Source organism: Irregularibacter muris, assembly GCF_024622505.1.
GTDB classification, from domain to species: Bacteria; Bacillota; Clostridia; order Eubacteriales; family Garciellaceae; genus Irregularibacter; species Irregularibacter muris.
In genome coordinates this window covers 135,766-157,845 of the sequence record NZ_JANKAS010000006.1, presented here as the reverse complement: position 1 = coordinate 157,845, position 22,080 = coordinate 135,766, and the positions used below count along the sequence as shown (strand labels likewise).

Annotated in this window: 20 protein-coding genes and 5 tRNA genes; all 25 read right to left on the bottom strand. The window is 37.4% G+C overall.

The features are described 5' to 3' along the window. Nucleotides 1-90 precede the first annotated feature (90 nt). Nucleotides 91-1,989, bottom strand: a complete 1,899-nt coding sequence (locus tag NSA47_RS15440; RefSeq protein ID WP_257530980.1) for a sigma 54-interacting transcriptional regulator — start codon at nt 1,987-1,989, stop codon at nt 91-93. 27 nt (nt 1,990-2,016) lie between these two features. Beyond that, nucleotides 2,017-3,687, bottom strand: a complete 1,671-nt coding sequence (locus tag NSA47_RS08660) for a formate--tetrahydrofolate ligase (RefSeq protein ID WP_257530979.1) — start codon at nt 3,685-3,687, stop codon at nt 2,017-2,019. A 169-nt stretch (nt 3,688-3,856) separates the two neighbouring features. Then, on the bottom strand, nt 3,857-4,252 hold the full coding sequence (locus NSA47_RS08655) for a thioesterase family protein (RefSeq protein WP_257530977.1): 396 nt from the start codon (nt 4,250-4,252) through the stop codon (nt 3,857-3,859). 208 nt (nt 4,253-4,460) lie between these two features. Continuing rightward, on the bottom strand, nt 4,461-6,269 hold the full coding sequence (ftsH, locus tag NSA47_RS08650; protein WP_373370317.1) for an ATP-dependent zinc metalloprotease FtsH: 1,809 nt from the start codon (nt 6,267-6,269) through the stop codon (nt 4,461-4,463). A 100-nt stretch (nt 6,270-6,369) separates the two neighbouring features. Next, entirely contained in the window at nt 6,370-6,906 is a 537-nt protein-coding gene (gene hpt, locus NSA47_RS08645) for a hypoxanthine phosphoribosyltransferase (protein WP_257530975.1), read from the bottom strand. Continuing rightward, nucleotides 6,896-8,302, bottom strand: a complete 1,407-nt coding sequence (gene tilS, locus NSA47_RS08640) for a tRNA lysidine(34) synthetase TilS (RefSeq protein ID WP_257530973.1) — start codon at nt 8,300-8,302, stop codon at nt 6,896-6,898. The genes hpt and tilS overlap by 11 nt, the downstream gene beginning before the upstream one ends. Nucleotides 8,303-8,437: 135 nt before the next feature. Beyond that, on the bottom strand, nt 8,438-10,846 hold the full coding sequence (gene spoIIE / locus NSA47_RS08635) for a stage II sporulation protein E (RefSeq protein ID WP_257530971.1): 2,409 nt from the start codon (nt 10,844-10,846) through the stop codon (nt 8,438-8,440). Between the two features lie 359 nt (nt 10,847-11,205). Then, nucleotides 11,206-11,281, bottom strand: a tRNA-Val gene (locus tag NSA47_RS08630). A 13-nt stretch (nt 11,282-11,294) separates the two neighbouring features. Next, nucleotides 11,295-11,369 (bottom strand) — tRNA-Glu (locus NSA47_RS08625). A 7-nt stretch (nt 11,370-11,376) separates the two neighbouring features. Beyond that, a tRNA-Met gene (locus tag NSA47_RS08620) sits at nt 11,377-11,453 on the bottom strand. Nucleotides 11,454-11,461: 8 nt separating this feature from the next. Further along, nucleotides 11,462-11,538 (bottom strand) — tRNA-Met (locus NSA47_RS08615). An 11-nt stretch (nt 11,539-11,549) separates the two neighbouring features. Beyond that, a tRNA-Leu gene (locus tag NSA47_RS08610) sits at nt 11,550-11,637 on the bottom strand. A 169-nt stretch (nt 11,638-11,806) separates the two neighbouring features. Continuing rightward, nucleotides 11,807-12,556 carry a uracil-DNA glycosylase family protein gene (locus tag NSA47_RS08605; RefSeq protein ID WP_257530969.1) on the bottom strand — a complete coding sequence of 250 codons (750 nt, stop codon included), beginning with the start codon at nt 12,554-12,556 and terminating at the stop codon, nt 11,807-11,809. Nucleotides 12,557-12,653: 97 nt separating this feature from the next. Beyond that, nucleotides 12,654-13,577, bottom strand: a complete 924-nt coding sequence (locus tag NSA47_RS08600; RefSeq protein WP_257530967.1) for a Ppx/GppA phosphatase family protein — start codon at nt 13,575-13,577, stop codon at nt 12,654-12,656. A gap of 172 nt (nt 13,578-13,749) precedes the next feature. Then, on the bottom strand, nt 13,750-14,160 hold the full coding sequence (locus NSA47_RS08595) for a S1 domain-containing RNA-binding protein (protein ID WP_257530965.1): 411 nt from the start codon (nt 14,158-14,160) through the stop codon (nt 13,750-13,752). Between the two features lie 107 nt (nt 14,161-14,267). Beyond that, nucleotides 14,268-14,612 carry an FtsB family cell division protein gene (locus NSA47_RS08590; RefSeq protein ID WP_257530963.1) on the bottom strand — a complete coding sequence of 115 codons (345 nt, stop codon included), beginning with the start codon at nt 14,610-14,612 and terminating at the stop codon, nt 14,268-14,270. 80 nt (nt 14,613-14,692) lie between these two features. Then, a complete protein-coding gene (gene yabQ / locus NSA47_RS08585; protein WP_257530961.1) occupies nt 14,693-15,202 on the bottom strand; it encodes a spore cortex biosynthesis protein YabQ in 510 nt (169 codons plus the stop codon). Between the two features lie 126 nt (nt 15,203-15,328). Then, nucleotides 15,329-15,619 carry a sporulation protein YabP gene (gene yabP, locus NSA47_RS08580; RefSeq protein ID WP_257530959.1) on the bottom strand — a complete coding sequence of 97 codons (291 nt, stop codon included), beginning with the start codon at nt 15,617-15,619 and terminating at the stop codon, nt 15,329-15,331. Between the two features lie 112 nt (nt 15,620-15,731). Next, nucleotides 15,732-16,730 carry a SpoIID/LytB domain-containing protein gene (locus NSA47_RS08575; protein WP_257530957.1) on the bottom strand — a complete coding sequence of 333 codons (999 nt, stop codon included), beginning with the start codon at nt 16,728-16,730 and terminating at the stop codon, nt 15,732-15,734. A gap of 226 nt (nt 16,731-16,956) precedes the next feature. Continuing rightward, the gene (locus NSA47_RS08570; RefSeq protein WP_257530955.1) at nt 16,957-17,199 is read right to left on the bottom strand and encodes an RNA-binding S4 domain-containing protein; all 243 of its coding nucleotides are present in this window, start codon (nt 17,197-17,199) and stop codon (nt 16,957-16,959) included. A 213-nt stretch (nt 17,200-17,412) separates the two neighbouring features. Then, the gene (locus NSA47_RS08565) at nt 17,413-18,999 is read right to left on the bottom strand and encodes an NAD(P)H-dependent oxidoreductase (RefSeq protein WP_257530953.1); all 1,587 of its coding nucleotides are present in this window, start codon (nt 18,997-18,999) and stop codon (nt 17,413-17,415) included. Then, nucleotides 18,996-19,559 carry a PadR family transcriptional regulator gene (locus NSA47_RS08560; RefSeq protein WP_257530951.1) on the bottom strand — a complete coding sequence of 188 codons (564 nt, stop codon included), beginning with the start codon at nt 19,557-19,559 and terminating at the stop codon, nt 18,996-18,998. The genes NSA47_RS08565 and NSA47_RS08560 overlap by 4 nt, the downstream gene beginning before the upstream one ends. 238 nt (nt 19,560-19,797) lie before the next feature. After that, entirely contained in the window at nt 19,798-20,457 is a 660-nt protein-coding gene (gene phoU / locus NSA47_RS08555) for a phosphate signaling complex protein PhoU (protein ID WP_257530949.1), read from the bottom strand. A gap of 14 nt (nt 20,458-20,471) precedes the next feature. After that, the gene (pstB, locus tag NSA47_RS08550) at nt 20,472-21,227 is read right to left on the bottom strand and encodes a phosphate ABC transporter ATP-binding protein PstB (protein WP_257530947.1); all 756 of its coding nucleotides are present in this window, start codon (nt 21,225-21,227) and stop codon (nt 20,472-20,474) included. 16 nt (nt 21,228-21,243) lie between these two features. Continuing rightward, a complete protein-coding gene (gene pstA / locus NSA47_RS08545) occupies nt 21,244-22,080 on the bottom strand; it encodes a phosphate ABC transporter permease PstA (protein ID WP_257530946.1) in 837 nt (278 codons plus the stop codon).

The following is a 22,080-nucleotide window of genomic DNA, read 5'->3' as shown; positions in this document are numbered from 1 at the left end:
ATAATTATTGCTCTTTCACTATTATGTTTATTATTTCTTTACCTTGATTATACTTTTAGCCTAGAAATAAAAGGTATATAGCTAGTTGGTCTAATTTTTTTTGTTCTTGTCATTATTCATTATGCGCCATAGGTGAGTGCGACTAATTCCCAATTTTGAAGCTGCTAGGGTTTGATTCCCATTGCATTGGGTTAGGATTTTATAAATATGTTTCTTTTTTACTCCTTCTAAAGAATCCACATCCTCATGATTTTCTTGCCAGCTATAGGGGTTTCCTCCTGCTTGCTCATCAAATATTTCTCTTGTGGCTTCTTCTGTTATGATATCGTCGTTTAATACGACTAGTCGCTCAATAATATTTTCTAGTTCCCTTATATTCCCAGGCCAGTCATAACTCTCTAACAGTTCTAAAGCCTTTGGAGATACTTCCAGGAATTTATTATATTTCGTGGAAATTTTATCTACAAAATATTTACTCAGTCGTGTAACATCATTTTTTCTTTCCCTTAAAGTAGGTACCCGTAATTTTAAAATATTTAGGCGATAATAGAGATCTTCTCTAAAATTGCCCTTTTCAACTTCTTGCAAAAGGTTTTTATTGGTAGCTGCAATAATACGAATATCTATGGGAATGACCTTATTGGAACCTACAGGCCTGACTTCTCTTTCTTGCAGTACTCTCAAAAGCATAGCCTGTAATTCAATGGGTATTTCGGCAATTTCATCTAAAAATATGGTCCCTTTATGGGCTTCGATAAAAAGGCCTGTCTTTCCCACTTTTTTTGCTCCTGTAAAGGCGCCCTCTTCATACCCAAATAATTCACTTTCCAGTAGATTTTGAGGTATAGCCGCACAATTTACCGCTACAAAGGGGCCTTTGTTTCGCCTACTATCTAGATGTATGCTTTGAGCAAACATTTCCTTTCCTGTACCACTTTCACCTACAATAAGCACTGTGCTATCATTGGAGGCATATTTCTTGGCTTTTTCCTTTGCCTCAAACAGTGCCTTACTCTCTCCTATAATTTTTGAAAAACTATACTTGGCCACATGGCCCTTGGCCAAAAGCTTAGCTCTAATCCTTTGCTCATATTCTTGGATTTTTGTAATATCTTGGAAGGTGGCCACAGCCCCAAGGGTTTTTCCCCTTAAAACAATAGGTACTCTATTGATGAGAACTTGGGACTTTCCTATCTGGTATACCTCCCCCAGCTCTGGTGTATTGGTTTCCATAATCTTATCCAGTCGTGTATTGGGAATAATCTCTTCAATAGGTCTTCCTATAACCTCTACATCAGATATGCCAGCCATTTTCCCAGCTGCGGGATTAAAAGTAGTGATCTTTTTATGACTATCTATGGATACAACGGCTTCGTTAATATAATGTAATATGGCTTTAAATTCTTCGGTTTTTTTCTTTTCTTTACGGGTAACTTCGATAATCCTCCTGGCTTCCTGGATGCTTAAATCTATAGCCGTACTCCCCGTCTCCAAGGGAACGGTAGGTATGCCGTATTTTAGAGCCAGTTTTTCTGCAACTGCTCCCCCTAAAAGAGCATCAATCCTTTTGCCAGAATGGATGATCTGTTTAAGGTGCTTTTCTCCATCTTCCTCATGTTCAATAAGATAGGCATTAATATTGACATCTAAAATAGAATGCAACAATTGAACACCTTCTATAATATTTCTAAATCCAATAATACAAATATTTCTTCCATGTTTTCTTGCAACATATATGGCATGAAGAAGATCATAGGGGGAGACCTGTATCTCTATGACTGGTAAAGACCCCAAAGACTTTCGAATGATTTTAGCCGTGCCTCCCCTGGATATTATAGCCTCTACCCCTTCTTTCTCAGCCTGTGCAACGATCTCAAGAGACTGATCCAGTAGGGCTAGTTTCACTTCTACATCATGATGGTGACTGGCTATTTTTTTGGCTTCATGTTCTATTTTTGTATGGGGCGCAATGACTAAAATAGGCTTCACAATTTATTCTCCTTTGACAGGGTAATATTAGAACAGTCCTAGGATTTCTCCCTTTTCATTAATATCTATCTTTTCCGCCGAGGGTACTTTAGGCAAACCTGGCATGGTCATGATTTCTCCAGTGAGCACCACGATAAAACCTGCACCTGCTGAAATCCTTACATCCCCCACGGTGACTTTAAACCCCTGAGGTCTTCCTAGTTTATGAGGATCATCAGAAAGAGAATATTGGGTCTTGGCCATACATATGGGAAGCCCATCTAGATTTTGCTCTCCTAGTTCTCTGATAGCTTTTTCTGCTCTAGGCGTATATTCTACTCCTATTCCTCCATAAATCTCCTTGACAATGATATCAATCTTTGCTTTTATGGATAGGCTTTCATCATAAAGAACCTTAAAATCAGATTCTTTTGTATTGAGTATATCCACTAGCTTTTCAGCTAACTGAATTCCTCCCGGTCCACCTTTTTCCCAAACCTTACAAAGGGCAACCTCTACTCCTAATTCCTTACACCTTGACTCAACAATTTTAACTTCCTCTTGGGTATCCGTCAAGAAGGAATTAATTGCCACTACTACTGGCACACCAAACTTTCCGATGTTTTCAATCTGTTTTTCCAGATTATTCAAACCTCTTTTTAGGGTGTCCACATTTTCTTTATCTAAAACATCTTTCGCACTACCACCATGCATTTTTAACGCTCTTAGGGTTGCTACTAAGACAACAGCATTGGGTTTTAGCTCCCCATATCTGCATTTGATATTAAAGAATTTTTCTGCTCCTAAGTCAGCTCCAAAGCCCGCCTCTGTAATGACATAGTCGGAAAGTTTCAAGGCATATTGGGTTGCCATAATACTATTACAGCCGTGAGCAATATTGGCAAAGGGTCCTCCATGGATAAAGGCAGGTACATTTTCTAAGGTCTGTACTAAATTTGGTTTAATGGCATCTTTTAATAATAGGGTCATGGCTCCTTGAATTTTTAAGTCCCTAGCCCGTACCGGGTTGTTCTTTAAATCATAGGCAACAATAATCCTGCCTAGCCTTTCTTTTAAATCCATTAAATCCTTGGCCAAGCACAATATAGCCATTATTTCAGAAGCCACAGTGATTAAAAAGTTATCCTCCCGGGGCATTCCATTTGTTTTTCCTCCCAATCCTACAACAATTTGTCTCAGGGCTCGATCATTTACATCCATGGCCCTCTTCCACAATACCCTTCTGACGTCGATAGACAGTTCATTTCCTTGATGAATATGATTGTCAATGGCTGCCGATAGTAAATTGTTTGTGGCCGTAATGGCGTGCATATCCCCCGTGAAATGAAGATTGATATCTTCCATAGGTACCACTTGGGAATATCCTCCTCCCGCCGCCCCTCCTTTTATGCCAAATACTGGGCCTAAAGAAGGTTCTCTGAGGCAAATGCTTACCTTTTTCCCTATTTTATCCATAGCCTGTCCTAGTCCCACAGTTACTGTGGATTTCCCCTCTCCAGCGGCCGTGGGATTTATGGCTGTAACCAAAACCAGTTTTCCATCTTTATTTCCTTTAATTTTGTCCCATACTTCCGGAGATATTTTGGCTTTATATTTTCCGTAAAGTTCTAAATCTTCTTCCCCTAAACCCAATTGCTGGGCTATTTCAATAATTGGCTTCATCTTTGCCCCTTGGGCTATTTCAATATCGCTTTTCATAAATAACTCCCCCATTTTAATCAAGTGTAATAGATAAAAATAAATAGTAAGATCTAGTGAGTAACGCAGTTTTTGTTATTCTGAAACATAATGAAGAATCCAAGATCTAAGATCCTTCGTCGTAAACTCCTCAGGATGACACTCCTCTCTACTCTCCATTCTCTATCCTCTACCCATTTTTCTTCTTACTCTTCTCCAAAAATTTTTCTACTTCTATAATAAACCTTTTGTGGGTTCCCTCTCCTATTTTTTCTACCTCATCAAAGGCCTCTACATGAAAGGTCAGGGCTTTTCTATCTATCTCCATAAGCTTTGCTGTGGCCCATACTTTCATACCCACAGGGGTGGCTCCTAAATGTTTTACGTCTAGATGGGTGCCCACTGTTCCATAGCCCTCGGGTAAAAATTCATCTACTGCCTTCAAGGATGCATTTTCCATCAAGCCAATCATCATAGGCGTAGCAAAAACCTCTACTCCCCCACTCCCAAATTGTAAGGCTGTATCCTTATCCTCCACCACCATTTCTACTTTACCTTCCATTCCTTCTTTTACATTAAATTTCATCATTATCCCTCCCTAGTATTTTCCCACTGTATAAATATCAGTTAATCTATGTAAAAATGATAAACAAAAGGCCCTCCCTACAATTGCGCATAAAGAAAGTTGTGTTACTGATCAAAGGGAATAGATCTTTTCAGGATTCTTCACTAAGTTCAGAATTACAGGCAAACTTTCTCATTACGCCATCAAGGGACGACCTTTATCATCTTAATTATGCAGTTGCAAAGATTTCTTCGAATTCTTCTCGATCGATCTTTTCCTTTTCAAGCAATCTCTCAGCTACTTTATGAAGCTTGTTGATATTGTCTTGTAAAAGTTTTTGCGTATTTTGATAAGCCTCGTCAATAATACTTCTCATTTCCTTATCAATAGCGGCTGCTACTTCCTCGCTATAGTTTCTACTTCTAGCGAAATCCCTTCCTATGAAAACTTCATCTTGTTTGTTTCCAAAGGTCATAGGCCCTAGAGTTTCACTCATTCCATATTCTGTGATCATTTTTCGTGCAATAGCCGTTGCTCTTTCTAGGTCATTTTGGGCTCCTGTACTAATATCGTCCAGTACCAATTTCTCTGCTACTCGCCCGCCTAATAATCCCACAATTTCCTCTAGTAATTCCGAACGGGACATATAATATTTATCATCTTCAGGTAGGGACAGGGTATATCCTCCTGCCATCCCCCGAGGGATGATGGAAATCTCATGTACTGGATCGGCGTGGGGTAATAGCTTCATGACCACGGCATGACCAGCTTCGTGATAAGCGGTTAGCTTTTTGTCTTGATCACTAATTACCCTACTTTTCTTTTCAGGTCCTGCAATAACTCTAGTTACTGCATCTTCTAGTTCTCTAACACCAATAGTTTTTTTACTCCTACGGGCTGCTAATAAGGCCGCTTCATTGAGCACGTTTTCCAAATCAGCACCTGTAAAACCAGGGGTCCCTCTAGCTATGTTTCTGAGTTCTACTTCTGGCTCAAGGGGTTTGCCCTTAGCATGTACTTCCAGTATTTCTTCTCTCCCCTTTACATCCGGTCTTCCTACGGGAATTTGTCTATCAAAACGTCCCGGTCTTAGAAGAGCTGGGTCTAATATATCGGGTCTATTGGTAGCGGCAACAATGATGATTCCTTCATTAACCCCAAAGCCATCCATTTCAACAAGTAGTTGATTAAGGGTTTGTTCTCTTTCATCATGGCCTCCTCCAAGACCTGCACCTCTTTGTCTACCTACAGCATCTATTTCATCTATAAAAACAATACAAGGTGAGTTTTTCTTTGCATTTTCAAATAAATCCCTTACCCTAGATGCACCTACTCCTACAAACATTTCTACGAAGTCAGATCCACTTATGCTGAAGAAGGGTACTCCCGCTTCTCCCGCTACTGCCCTTGCCAATAATGTTTTTCCTGTACCAGGAGGTCCTACTAGTAATACCCCTTTAGGGATTCTGGCTCCTAATTCTAGAAATCTTCTAGGAGATTTAAGAAATTCAACAATTTCTTCTAATTCTTCTTTTTCTTCATCCGCTCCTGCTACATCACCAAAGGTGACCTTTCGCTTATCATCGGTATGAAGTTTTGCCTTGCTTTTCCCAAAGGACATAACTCTATTGCCGCCACCTTGGGATTGCTGGGTAAAGATAAAGAAAAATACGACAACTAATAGCACTAAAAATAAAGAAGGAAGTATAGAAGCCCACCACGGACTTTGCGCCGGTGCCTCTACTTCAGTTTGCTGAATTGTTCCAGCCTTTATCGCTTCATGTACCTCCGGCAATTGAATGAAAATCGCCTGGGGAGGAATGACTCCTTCAAATTGTGTACCATTGGTTAGTTTTCCCTCCACCGAATACTGGTCGATGGTCATTTCCTTTACGTTTCCAGCCTGTATATTCTTTAAAACTTCATCATATCGTAGGGTTTTGATGTCTGCTGCTTTGGTTCCAAATAATTGAACCATGGCTACTATGATTATTAGTATGATTAAGTAAAAACTAATCATACGAAAAAACTTTTTCAAATACTAACACTCCCCTCACTTCTCCTATTTTATACTAAGTCATTTTAGCATAAATTGATGTGTAATACAATTTTGCCTCTTTTAGGAAGGAATTGAGCTTTTATTGATAGATCTCTTCCTTTAGTACTCCAATATAGGGTAGATTTCTATATTTCTCTGCAAAATCCAAACCATATCCCACTACAAATTCATCAGGAACTTGAAATCCTATATAGTCGATATCTACTTTGGCTATTCTTCTTGCTGGTTTTTCCAATAAGCTACATACTTTTATACTTTTTACCCCTCTATTTTTAAATAATTTTATTAAATAGCTCAGGGTCAATCCACTATCCACAATATCTTCTACAATTAAAAGGTCTTTATTTTCAATACTGGAACTTAAATCCTTGAGTATTCTTACCTCCCCCGAGGATTGAGTGGAATTTCCATAACTTGTTACATCCATAAAATCCATTTCCAAGGGGATGGTAATATTTTGTGCCAAATCGGCCATAAATAATACTGCACCTTTTAACACACAGATTAAAAGTAAATTTCTCCCCTTATAATCTTTGGATATTTCCTGTCCTAACTCCTTAATACGTTTTTGAAGGGTTGTTGCGTCAATCAATACACCTTTTACATCATTTTCCATGTTGTTCCTCCCTGATTTTAAAATATTCAATTACTAATATATTTTTTGTAGTTTGATCTACAATATATCTTCTATCTACTCTATGGCCAACAATCCATAGTATTTCCTGATTGACTACAACTATGGGAATACTATCTCTTTGGTCTCTAGGTATTTTCAGATCGATGAAATACTCCTTTAGCTTTTTAGATCCCCGTAAACCAATGGGAAAAAATTTGTCTCCCGGTCTTCGATTTCGGATTATCGGAGTTGCTTGTAACTTATCCATATCAAAATATTTTTTATAGGATGTATCTTTTATTATACCAACTTCTTCTCTTTTCACAAAATAGCTTTTGAAGGTCTTATTCACTTCTTCTATGGGGATTTCTGTGTTTATTGGAAGAGAATATTCAAAATCTTTTACTTGATTTTTTTTCCTCCTCAATAGCATTATTTTTTCATATTGCCTTTTAGCGATGATCTCTCCAGGTAAATCTAAAGTCCATGTAGTATTTTCATCATTTTCTAGCATTTTCACAATCATTTGTATATGGGTAAATTCTATTTCCTTCAAATCATTTTTTACCCATTTTATCCCTCTTCTCAACATCTGTTTTTTGATAAAAGGAGATAATCCTTCAAACCAATCGGTAGAAAAAGCCACTCCATCCTGAACAAATTCTCTATGCCCATTCCAGAGCTCCTCTACTGCATGATCTACAAAGTCTTGTTGTTCTCCTATTATTTCCCCAAGATGATTAAGATTTTCCCTAAAATTGGAGTTAAATTTTTCTAGATAGGGGATAACCTCAAGGCGTAGTTTGTTTCTGAGGTAAATAGGTTGTAAATTACTTTGATCTATGCAGGGGGATAGATGATGGACCCCACAATATTCTTCAATTTCTTTCCTAGTGATAGCCAATAAAGGTCTAATGACGCCGTCCTCTCTATGGGGAGGTATCCCTTTTAATCCCTCAGGACCTGTACCCCTCAATATACGCATGAGGATGGTTTCTGCATTATCATCTCTATGCTGTCCCAGGGCGATTTTCTGTAGATTGTACTGCTTTTTTAATTCAAAATATTTTTCATATCTTGCCTCTCGTCCGGCTTCCTCTATAGAAACTCCTTTTTGCTGGCTCAAGCCTTCTATATCTATTTTATAGGCGAAGCAAGGAATGTCCCATTGCAGGCATAGATCGAGAACATATTTCTCGTCTTTATCAGCCTGTTTTCCTCTGAGTTGATGATTAATATGTACAGCCATTACCTGTAATGAATATTCTTTTTGTATAGATTTTAATATATGTAATAGGCAAATGGAATCTGGCCCCCCTGAAACCCCTACGAGGATACCATCTCCTCTATTCAGCATTTTATGTTTATTGATATATTCTACAACCTTATTTCTCATTTTTCCCAACCTTTTTTCCTTTATCTCTTATGCCTATATTATCCTATTCTATATTTTTTAGTATACTCCATCAAGACCTTTGTTAAAAATAAACATAAATTAAGTCATCTATAGCACTATAGATGACTTAATTTATTACTTATTTTTCCAAATCTTAGCTACTAAAATAGTAATATCATCTTTGAGAATGTTTTTACTTTCTTTTCTAGCCTGTTCAAAAAGGCAATGGGCAATTCTTTGAGGATTTCTGCTTTTGATTTTTATTAATTGCTCTCGCACCCATTTTTCCTTATCCTCCACAAAGGGATTGGCGTCCAACAATCCATCGGAAGCCATGATGATAAAATCACCATCCTCTAGCTGTCTTCTACTGACTTCAATGTTTACCTCATCTAAAATACCTACAGGTAGGGAGTTAGATGCAATCATTTCTACTTTTTCTCCCCTTTTGATGAAGGTAGATACTGCACCGATTTTAATAAACTCAGTCTGGGCAGTATATTGGTCAATAATAGACAAATCAATGGTAGAGAACATTTCATCATTGGAGCGGAGCATCAATATGGAGTTAATAGTCTTCAGGGCGATTTCCCTGTTAAAACCAGCCTCCAAAAAATGTTCCAGTAAATTGATGGTTGTCCTACTTTCCCGTGACGCCCTTTTGCCACTGCCCATGCCATCACTCAGGGCCAGCATATATTTCCCATCATGAAGTGGGATATTGGAATAGCTGTCCCCCGACACCTCCTGAGCATCTTTGGAGCTATGTACTATTCCGGTAGTTACTACAAAATTTGTAGCTTCCTTAAAGGAAACCTTGCATTTATTTTTTAATCCATTCCCCTTACATAGGTGTTGTTCCATAATCATTTCTTTTCCTAAGACTTTAGAAATGATTTCCCCCATTGTTTTATCGCAATATCCTTTTCCTTGACAGGGTTTTCCATAAAGGGTTACTTTATATTTTCCCTGACCGTCTTGTAGTACCATAACATCTTGGATAGGGATTTCTTTTTTATCAAAGGCAATGAGAATCTCTTCCTCTTCTTCTTTTCTAAAGACAATATCTGTCCTCATGTCATTGCTTAGATCCTGTATGACCTCTGAAATACCCTGTAATTGTTGAGATACTAAGTTTTTACTTTCCATCACCTGTTTTTCCCAATATTGGTTGGATTTATAAATTTCGTAAAGATAAGACATTACTTTTGTTATTCTCTCAGGTTGCAGGCATTTATTGGACAAACTTTTCGGAATATCCTCTTGCTTTATGGTACTGCATTTTTCTATCTTATTTAATAATAAAAACATGCTTTGATAGGTATTATAGAAATCCAACTTCCAGCACTTGGAATAATAGCTGCATTGGTTACATACTTCTTTGGACACCCGATTAAATACATCATTGATATCCTTTTGATAGAGCAGGGGATCACTGGCTACAGATTGTTCAAAGCTTTTTCCGATCTGTTCAAAAACCTTAGAATAATCCCTCAGCCGTTCAATAGTGACTTCTCTCACCCGTTCTCCATACATTTTCTCCCTCTCTAAGCGATAATCCCCTATGCCTTTAAAGGAAGAGATTCTTTCTTCTATTCCTCTAGGCGCTAACAATAATAAGATAATGGCGATGAGAATCTCCTGTATATGAATAAAGACTTCTGTGGAGCCATTTAGATAAAAGGTTAAGGCCGCATTGCCCAACACAAAGCCCAAAGCAACAGGGATTTTCCCCAAATCTTTAAAGACCCCTGCCATAAGACCCGAAAAGGCATATACTCCGATAATCACCGGGGATACTATATGATCCAGGCTGGTGACCACCCCGACGACAATACCGATAATGGCTCCTGCCCCCGAACCAAGGTGTCGAGCAAAGAGCATGATCGCTGTTATACCCAAAACATTCTTAATAGAATATCCATAAATACTTAGCTCGCTCATGCCCAATAAAGTCAAGGAAATTAAAATAGCACTACAGATCAATTCTTCATTAGAAACAATTTTGCGTTTAACTTGTCCCGTAATTAATGGCAGAGCAGAAGAATAAATAAAAAGCAAAATATAGGTAATAAAACTTTCAAAAACCAGTAATAAAAAATCATAAAGGTAGTTTCCTGCTATCCATTGAAAGACCAACCCTACTGAAAACACACAGAGACTACTTAAAAGGCCTATCTTCCATGTTTTTGTAGATGCCTTGACTCTTTTTCCCATTACCCAATAGGTAAGAGCTAAAGTAATCACTGCCCTTATGATATACAATGTGCTTTGCACGGTGAATAATCCTACCAGTAAACCTATTACTGTCCAGGTTTTTTTCCTCCGCGTAGCCATGATATAGGAAAAAAATGCAAATCCAAAGGGAGATAGGTCGTACATGATAATACTTCGTGCTAGGAAAAAACCTATAAATACCAATAAAAGATCCTGAAGGGCAGCATCAAATTGAAACTTTGTTTTTTGTTTATTTTTAACCTTTGATTGATTAAGTCCGCTATGCACCCTTTCATAAGGTTTTAACGCTTCTAATTTATATGACATTCATTCAACCCCCAAACTTTTTCCTTTCCATGCCATTATAACAGGGCTAAACTAAAATATTTGTCAGGATGGGTGGAATGAATTTCCATGAAAATTTGACAAATCATTAAGGGTTTTTGACAAAATGGCCTTGTTTTGGACAATTTGAAAACTGTTTTAGGGTAATTCTCTCCTGCTAAATGTAGTTTTTAGGGAGTATTATGTAGAAAAGCCTAGGAGAATAATTTTTTGCAATAAAAAAAGCAGCCAAGCTGCTCAGTCCGATAGTAAAGTCTCTTAAATAAAATATATTTTTATTTCGCTATTTTTCCCATGGTTTCATTGGCTAAAGGATTTAACAATTCCAAAAAAATAAAAAATGGTGGTCGCAATAGGGCTCGAACCTATGACCCCCTGCTTGTAAGGCAGGTGCTCTCCCAGCTGAGCTATGCGACCACAAATATTAAAATGGTGACCCCTAGGGGACTCGAACCCCTGTTACCGCCGTGAAAGGGCGGTGTCTTAACCGCTTGACCAAGGGGCCAGCAATATGGTAGCGGCGAACGGATTTGAACCGCTGACACTACGGGTATGAACCGTATGCTCTAGCCAACTGAGCTACGCCGCCATATTATTTGGTTGCGGGAGCCGGATTTGAACCGACGACCTCCGGGTTATGAGCCCGACGAGCTACCTGACTGCTCCATCCCGCGATGATATTGTATGGTGCCGAGGACCGGAATCGAACCGGTACGATCTTTGGGATCGCAGGATTTTAAGTCCTGTGCGTCTGCCAGTTCCGCCACCCCGGCTAATCTGTTTTGAAAGCTGTCTTGTTGAAGACAAAACTCATTATATAACATACTCCATACTCCGTCAATAGCTTTTTTCATTATTTTTTAAAAATCTTTTATCCATTTTATTCCTCAGGAGCTTTGCAAGCTTTTATCTCTGTTTTTTACTCCAGCTACTGATGCTAAACTATTGATTGTCATATAAAAGTTTTATTTGATTAATTATATTGGCCTTATTGCTATCAAAGATCTTTTTTCTATGAGCGTTCAACCCCGATGGGTGGGGAAATCCTCTAATAATTTTTCTATTTATCGTAGTATTTAATCGAAAAATCTCATCTAAGAATGTCTCAACAGCTTTTCCAAGAGGGATAATTATTTTAAGATTAGGTAATTGCTCTATTTCATATTGTATAGAATTGCTAGCAATTCTATACAAAAATGAGTTTTTTAATAAACTCGGTGTATATCCATTATAATTTTTTAATTCTTTTCCTATAAAAACGGGATATCTGATTAATGAGGTTGTATGAAGCTTTTTAAATTTTAAATCAAAGATTTCAGATGCCTTATTAACCTTCAAAAAATAATTTATATTTAATTGATCAAACATAGTAATCAAATTTTGCCTTGAACTTCCGAATAATCTAGACTCACTTTTACAATTTTCAAGAATATCATCATCATTACTATTCTCTAGACTTTTAACAATAGAAAACGATTTATACATTTGCTGAAACCCTGGACAAATTCCAATGATTATGATGGATGCTTGAGTATTTATAACTTCATTATGTGCAGAATAATAAATCGAAATATTATTCTCTCGATTTACTATTAAATGATCATCTAAAATATACTTTTTTTCGGCTTGTAAATCTAAATTTAAAATATGTGGTTTATAATCTTTAAACAAATTATTTGCATTTATCATCATTATCTCCTTTCTCCCTGTTTTACTTGAGCTACAAATCATTTCGATAAATCCATTCTTATTTATTTTGAAAGGATTTCAATCAAGGTATTATCAAAACTTAAAACACGAGGTCTAGTAGTTCATATACCATTCCCTCTAGATTATCACTTTCACTGATCATGATACTCTCTATGGCAAAGACCTCCATAATGCATTTTAATATGACAATGCCCGCAATAATGATATCGGCTCTTTTGGGTTGCAAGCCTTTTATTTTTTTTCTTTCTTCTATATTCAATGGAATAAGTTGTTGTAAAATCCCTGCAATTTCTTTGAAGGAAAGGGTGCTTTGATGTATTTTCCGCCAATCATAGTATTCCATTTGTTGTTTCATAGCGGATAGGGTGGTGATGGTGCCGGCAATACCCACTATTTTTGCATCCTCCATTAGGGATAATTTTTCTTTTAAGGGAAGAAGTTGCTCTTTGATATTTTTCTCCAAATCCTTTAATTCTACAGCACTTATGGGATCGTGGGCAATGAACTTTTCTGTCATTCTCAAGGCACCTATATTGATGCTGGTTAAACTTTCTATGCCCTCTTTCTTGCTGCCCAGAATAAATTCTGTACTTCCCCCGCCAATATCTATAACCAGTAGTCTTTCTGTATCTATCTCACCCATTACTCCCTTGAACCCTATTTCCGCTTCTCTTTCTCCGGAAAGCAGTTGGATTTCTAGGCTTAATTCTTTTTCTACCTTATGGATAAACTCCTCTCTATTTGATGCATCTCTAAGGGCACTAGTGGCAAAGGCCACTATCTTTTCTATCTTCTGTTTATGTGCTATGCCCACAAATTTTTTTAGGGCGGCAAAGTTTCTTTCTATGGTTTCCCCACTAAGATATCCATTTTTATCTATTCCTTGTCCCATACGGGTGGTTTCTAGTGTTTTTTCCCGATCTACAATCTGTCCATTGTTTATTGTGGCTATCATTAGCCTCATGGAATTGGTGCCTATATCAATTATAGCTACTTTTTTCATCTTCTTCTCCTTTTGCTTGCTTTTAACATGGTAGCAGTCATCGCCACTTCAGTGAAATAGAAACTTTTGGTTCCTGGCAAGCAAAATAGACTTTTCTATTTCACAATAAAAGCATTCCCTAAATAAGGAATGCTCATATCTTTTATATGAATATAAATAATAATTTCGGTAATTAAAACTGACCTTTTTTGTAACTGCCCCCTCTTTTAGAATCAAAGCTTTTCTTTAGTGATTGTTGTCGCTCATCACTTTCTTTGATGAACTTTGATAATTGGTCTTCAAAATTCAACCCCTTGGTTTGAGGTTGATCAGTTCCACTCCATTGATAGGGATTTCTCTTACTTTTTTTAGGTTGTGCCTGTTTAATGGACAAACTAATTTTGCCATCTTTATCAATAGACAATACCTTCACTTTCACCTTATCTTGTACCTTCAGGTGGTTGTTGATATCCTTTACATAGCTATCGGAAATCTCTGAAATATGAACCAAGCCTGTCTTACCTTTTTCCAGCTGAACAAAGGCACCGAAATTTGTAATTCCAGTAACAATACCTTCAATAACTTTTCCAACCTCTACCGGCATAGCGTAGAAATTCCTCCTTAAATAAATTTAATAAATCAAAGGGACAGCATTAAGCGTCTTTAACCTTCTCATATTATACTGTAATCCCCTCAATAGGTCAATAATCATCATTTTTTATTTTCCTGCGTGTCCTTTTCTACTTCTATGTACACCTTTTCGTTGGGATATACCAATCCGAAATATTTTCTGGCCATGATTTCTATATGTTTATCTGATTTTGATTGTTCTATCTCTTCTGCCAATTGTTGATAGTATTTTTGGGCTTTTTCTACCTCTATGCTAAGTTGCTCCTTTTCTTTAGCCAAGTTTTGATATCGTATTTCTAAATGGATGTATTGGTATAAAAAATAACCGAATATAATGAGCAGCAAAAATATGGTTCTTCTTCTAGATCTTTTTTTCTTTTTTCTTTGATATCTTTTTACTAAATCTTCTCTGTTCCTAGAGTCCATATTTCATCATCCTAAATTTTAGTACTTGTCTACCTTTATAGTATTCTATACAGAATAGGGCTTATCCTTTTTATCTTACCCTATTTTTTTCTGCCTAAATATCCCTTATATTTATTATACTGTTTTGTGACGATTTTAGGAATATTGAAATACTTTTTTATTTTTGCTCCCCCTCTTCTTATTTTGTTATTTACCCTCATCACAGGCAGGTACAGTGCCTTTTTTATCCATTTGCAGGGAATGATGAGGATCATGATGATGATTTTAAGTATTCTGATGAAGATTTCAATGATTAATTGAATGATTTTTCTTATCCAAGGACTCAGTAGCCAGAAGTATAATAGCCATCCTGTAGCAAAGCCTAACAATGTATATACTCTAACAATGCCATTGTTACTGTAAAATAAAACTCCCAATACAATAATTACGGATACCATCCAAAATAAAATATCTTTTATCCCTCTACCCTTAGTTTTCTTATTTCCTCCATTTAAAAGCATGTCGATTAGATCGTATACTATTCCAATAATTAGTCCTCCGTAAAGGGTAAATAAAAATACATAAATTTGAACACGTATATTTTCTTCCATAATGACCCCCCATTCATAACCACTCTACTCTTATACTATGAGAGGATAGAAAGTTTTTAGAAGTATCAATGATAAAAAAGAAAGCACACTTGATCATAAGTAGCTTTCTTAAAATCATAGGAAGCTTTAACGGAACATTTTTCCCAGGAAGCTGCCTCCCTTACTTCGTATATCCACATTTTCACTATAGGCAAAGGAAACGATTTTTCCTGTAATATTCAAATTGGATTTCTCTACGTTTAAGTTATTGATGTGAAGGTCTTCTCCATGAATAGTAAGTAAACCCATTTCGGTTTCTAATATCACAGTATCTTCATTAAAACTATGTACATCTTTTATCCCTTGTAGATTTAATATTTTACGATCTAGTAATTCAACTTTGTGACCCATTATTCTGGTAGATATCTTATCATCCATATTTCTTTTCCTCCCCTTTTTTTATCTTGTACCATATATATGTGGACTAGACCTATTTTATGCCTTGGGCAAAACAAAAAGAACCATCTCTGGCTCTTTCTGTTTTATGATTTTAATCCCATAGTTTTACTAGAGAAACATCTTTAAAATAATGTTGGATGATCTCAGTTGCATTCTTTCCATTCTTAGCCATGGCATAGGCGCCCCATTGGGACATTCCTACTCCATGTCCATAACCCTTTCCACTAAAAACAACTTTATCCCCTACTCTTTTAATATCTGTTAGGAAAGTTGACTTTAACTTTGTGCTACCCAGAGCAATACGAAGTTCAGGAGCAGAGACAGTAATTCCATCTATAGCTAGGTTGAGCGCTCTACCCGATGGGCCCCGCTGGTTGACCTTTATATCATTCAGTCCATTTATGTCATTGCCCATTTTTTTAGCAGCCTGTATGATTTCTTGTTTTGAAAATTCTGCAGTCCATTGGGCATCTTCCTTGGGCGCCTCTGGAGAATCAGGAGAATCCACTACCTGAATATAGGGTGGTTCTGCCTCCTTATAACTTAATCCTTCTTTAGCTGTAGCCGTTTTCCCACCTGCGTGGGCGTGGAACCATGCCTTAACATACTGTCCACCGTGGGAAAGAACCATTCCCGTCGTTTCTTGTACCGCCTTTTTTATCCTTTCATTCACGGCTGCTCTATTCCATGCTTGGGCTTCCTCAATATCTGTAGAAACATCAGCCCCCTCATATTTGGATGTTTTCGTGACTAAAAACTCCATAACAAAGGTACGGGCCAATATGGCTTGGGCCTTTAAGGCTTCCTCTGGCCAGTCATTTTTCATCTCGCCTCCCAATACCTCCGCTACATACTCCTCGATATCAATTTCCTTTTTTGCTCCTTCATCCACCACATATACCACTAAATTACGATCATTTCTTAGTTGCTCAGGTATAGGGGGTTTTTTCACCGGTGTTTCTTTCTGCTGTTTTTGAGGAGTCTCTCTATTTTCTCCAATTCTTCTTTCTTGACGAGCACATCCTGATAAAAGAGTAAATAAAAATAGGATAAGCATAAATATGGTCAATGCTTTGTGTTTTTTATTCATAAACTTCCCTCCTTGTATTCCTTAGTATTTGATAAATGCTCAAATATTAAAAAGGAAAATTCTTCAAGGAAGAAAGTTTTTTTAAAAGATTTAAATATGTTATACCCTTTTCTATCAAGACTGCTTAGGTTATCTGAAGAATCCAGGGTTTAAAATTCTTAGTTGAGGCACAGGACGATGAGAACAGACTTTTTTAAGGCTCTTGAGAAAAATAAGCAATATTTCATCAATCTAAATTTCTATATAATTCTTTGGATTGATCCTTTAAAACATGTTCTGGAGTGTCCAGGATTTCTACTTTATAAGGGTTGTTGCCCAAGGTAACGGTTAAAATATCCCCTGCCTTTACCTCTGTACTGGCCTTGGCTACTTTATCGTTGACCATGATTCGCCCGGAGTTACAAGCCTCCTTAGCTATGGTTCTTCTCTTGATCAGTCTAGAATTTTTTAAATATTTATCTAATCTCATTGTTATTCCCCTTTCCTTAGTGTATCTAATAAAAATATTCATCGTGTATATACTTTTATTATATACCAATGACAGGAGTTCACAAGAAAAGAAAGAATATAAAATTTTTATTGAATAATTTACTTTATGACAGAATTTGAACTTAAATATAATAAAATTGACAACAAAACCAGCAGGAGAAAATTAGTTTTCCTCTACTGGTTTTCCCTATTTTTATCCTCTTGCCCATCGTGCCGGATACCACTTTTGAAACCATGCTGTAAAAATGCCCATCAGTGCAAGCAAGATGGAATTGATTAGACCTATGTAGGGAGAAAAGCTGGTGCCCATCAGAATATAAGTCCAAATCGACGTGGCAAGATATAGCGCACCCCACGTGGCGGTCAATATTCGGTTTGTAGTGATAAAAAGTGGATTTGCAAAGGCTCTTTCTTCACCATATTTTGCTGCACTGTAATGAGCGGTAAGTGGTATTTGGGTAAATGCACCGATGGTCCATATTAGTCCAAATATGAAATAACTGCCGGTAATAATAAGCCTTGTATCCGCACCAAATAAGACCCCCAACGAAAGCCCCACCACAATCGGGACACTGATTTGCTCAAACACCACAGGTCGGAACACAATCCATAGCAACGGGACAATGGTTGCCACGACAATGCCTACTACACCGCCGATGGTGGAATCTATCGCTATGGCGGTCCAAATGACAATCCATGGCACGAGAAGGACCAGCATATTGGTCTTGCGCAGAGGAGCTGTACCAGATGGTTTCGGAGGAGCTGATGTACAAAACAATTCCTCCCACTTTAGCATCAAACTAAAATCCCCTAGAACTTTATAACGCCGTTGAAACAGTGCATCCTGCCCAGAAATTTCATTGCGGGAGATAGAACGCCAAACCGAATAAGGCGTTTCAATTCTTGTAGTATATGGCCTGAAACTGCCTGTTATCACTTTAGACCCTTGCTTTGTCAACAAAATTTGATAGGTTTTATTAATGTCGGTATAATGAAACTCCAATACACGCTCCATACCATCTGGTCTATATAAGGCTGCCATCTGTTCTGTAAAGCTAAGGCTTTCATCTATCAGTACATTCCCGTCCTTGCTCTTGATAATGCCCCAGGAAGCATCTGCCATTTTTTCAAACATATCCTGTGGATATAATGGCTCCGCAAGCTCTGCTTGAGTTTCCGACCGGATTTTTCCATAGACGTACTCAGCCCCTGCACGACGGACAATTTCTAGATATGCATCTGTACTACTTTTTAGTTCTGGTACACGGAACAGCTCTCCCTGTCCACAAAAGATTGTCGTATAGTTACTCTTTCCACAAAAATGGTCAAACATGGAAATAATAGAATCATAATTACCCTTTGATGCCCAAAAACCGCAAGTTGAAATAACAAGGTGCTTTTGACACGTTAAGTCATAGCGTAGCGAATGCCCTCCGCTTTCTGTGCCTTCTGCCATAAACGGCAGATTCAAGGGAAGCTGCCGATCAATAAGGTTTTTTAAGCCACCAGGAACACTAAAATAATACAGCGGAAAAGACCAAATAATCACATCTGCAGTGATTATTTTTGCAAGAATTTCATCCATGCCGTCATTTATGATGCACTTTCCTGGTGTTTTATTCCAACAAGCAAAGCACCCCAAACAGCCTTTTACGTTAGCATTTGTTACATCAACAATCTCCGCGTCAGTCCATTTAGTTCCCTTCAAAAATGCACGGGTAAGGCGCATGGTATTGCTGTGTCCACTTTTAGGAGACCCGTTTAAAACCAAGACTTTCATCCTCTCAGCTCCTCTTCTAATATGGCAATGGCTTTGTCTGTCCAGCTCAATCCAGCATCAAAAAACGCTTCTCCATAAAGCACTACTATTTCCCAGTATTTTGATTTCTTCTCATCACTGACAATCGCTCCATAATCAGAGATGGCATCATAAGCGACGCGCAATCCTTCACTGCTTTCAAGGCACTTTTGTCTGTATCTACGAAGCATTTCCAAAGATTGTTGTATACTCGTTTCCCCGGCAAAGAATACACGCATTAGAAATGCACTTCTAACATGCATTGCATCCACAATATCTGATTCTGGTGAGGATAGCCACTTAACAAGTTCTTCTTTTCCATCCTCTGTGATTGTATATACTCTCTTATTTGGTTTTTCACTCTGAATAACGCGTTGGCTGGTCAACCAGCCGTGGCGTTCCATAGCATCCAATTCCCGGTAAATCTGACTGGTCTTTGCCTGCCAAAAAAATGAAAGAGAGGCCTTAAACGCTTTATCCAATTCATATCCTGTCATAGAACCATAATTCAATAGCCCCAGTAAACCGTGCTTGAGCGACATATAAACACCTCCATAATTATATATTCAACTTGTTGAATATATAATTATTTTAATATTAAGTCAAGGCCAAATTGTTTAAGCAGGAGTTTCTTACTAAATATTCCATTTTCGGGTTACCCAACTCTTGGCAGAGAACAAAAAAACCGTAGGACTTAAAAATCCTACGGTAAATCTCAAAAATCAAAATATTCTTATTGATGCGGAACATTTTAGTATACTGTTTTGTTCTCTGTAAAATCTATGCATTTAAGTCTTTATATATTCCTGTCACTAAATAAATAACTGCTTCACAGATATTGGTGGTATGATCAGCTACTCTTTCTAGATAGCGTGCAACAAATAAAAAATGAGTGGCTTGGGTAATCTTGCTGGGATCCTCCATCATATAAACTAATAATTCCCTATAGATTTGTTTGAATAAATGATCAATCTCATCGTCCTTCTCAGCTACTTCCTTGGCAAACTCTGCATTTTCCTTTACATAGGAATCAATAGAATCTTTCATCATTAATTTGGCCAGCTCTGCCATGCGTGGAATATCAATTAAAGGCTTAATATAGCTTTCCTCTGAAAGCTGAAGAGTAATTTTAGAAATATCTACAGCATGATCGGCAATCCGTTCTAAATCTGTTATGATTTTTAAAGAAGCAGTAATCAAACGCAAATCCTTAGCCAAGGGACGCTGCCTAGCAATAAGTTGAATGCAAAAATCCTGTATCTCTAATTCTTTTTCATCAATTCCATCATCCTTTTTTATCACTTTTTGGGCTAGGGAAATATCTTTATTTTTTAAAGCCTCAATAGATTGCTGTAGCATTTCTTCTACCATAGAGCTCATTAATAGTATTCTTTCATGTAATTGGGTCAATTCCCGTTCAAAATTTATACGAGCAGTCATCTTTTCTCCCTCCTTTAACCAAATCTTCCTGTAATATAATCTTCTGTTCTTTTATCCTTGGGATTGGTAAAAATTTGCGAAGTTATTCCGTGTTCTACAATTTCTCCATTTAAGAAAAAGGCTGTATTGTCAGAAATCCTCCCTGCTTGACTCATAGAATGGGTAACAATAACAATGGTATAATTCTTCCTAAGCTCTTCCATTAGTTCTTCTATTTTCGCTGTAGCTATGGGATCTAGGGCTGAGGTAGGTTCATCCATTAGGATAATCTCGGGTTCTACGGCAATAGCCCTAGCAATGCATAACCTCTGTTGTTGCCCCCCTGATAACCCTAAAGCATTCTTATGAAGACGGTCCTTTACTTCCTCCCATAGGGCGGCTTTTTTCAAACTGCTTTCTACAATTTCGTCTAAGATATTTTTCTTTTTTATTCCATGACAGCGGGGACCATAGGCAACATTATCATAGATACTCATGGGAAAGGGGTTAGGTTTTTGAAAAACCATGCCTACATTTTTTCTGAGCTTGATGACATCTATATCTTTATAAATGTCTATATCATCAATTTTAACTTCCCCAGTGATTTTTACATTTTCCACCAGATCATTCATTCTATTGAGCACTTTTAAAAAAGTGGATTTTCCACAGCCCGAGGGTCCAATACAAGCGGTTATTTTTCCCTCTTCCATTTCAATATGAATATTTTTAAGGGCTTGAAATTCTCCATAATATAAATCTAAATTTTTTACTCGTATTTTTGCATTCTTCATCTGCTCTCACCTCTTTTTATGATAGATTCTTTCTGGATTTACTGAGCAATTTTCCTATTCTATTGGCAACGATATTGATCATCAGAATAATGACCACCAATACGGTAGCCGTGGCATAGGCCTTATCAAAGTCAATTAATTCCCCTGCCAAAAGATACATATGCACCGATAAAGTACGACCAGATTGAAAAATGGTCTGGGGAATTTCAGGAACCATGCCCGCTGTTAAATATACAGCCGCTGTTTCCCCCACAATTCTACCGATGTTCAAAATAACTGCTGTTAAAATACCCAGCATGGCGGAGGGAATAACCACCTTTACAATTGTCCTCAATTTTGATGCTCCCAAAGCCAAGCTCCCTTCTCTATATCCTATAGGCACAGCAAGCAAGGCCTCTTCTGTGGTTCGAATGACGGTGGGCAACACCATAATGCTTAGGGTAATGGCTCCTGACACCAAGGAAAAGGATAGACCAAAAACAGAGGAGAAAAAGATCATGCCAAATAATCCATAAATAATGGAGGGAATACCTGCTAAGCTTTCCGTAGCAAAGCGAATAAGCTTAACAATTTTCCCAGGCTTTGCATATTCTACGAGATATATGGCCGCAAATACTCCTATGGGTGTGGAAATAAATAGAGATAAAAGAACCATATATACCGTAGTCACAATCATAGGAAACAATGCATGCTCTACTTCATTAGGATAGCTGGTTAAAAATTCCCAGCTCAACGCCCCCAGTCCATTGATTAAAATATAAAATAATATTCCCACAGATATCCCCAAGGTAATCATGGTAGATATCTTTATGATGATTTCTAACATCCTATCTTTATATCTTTGACCATTCAT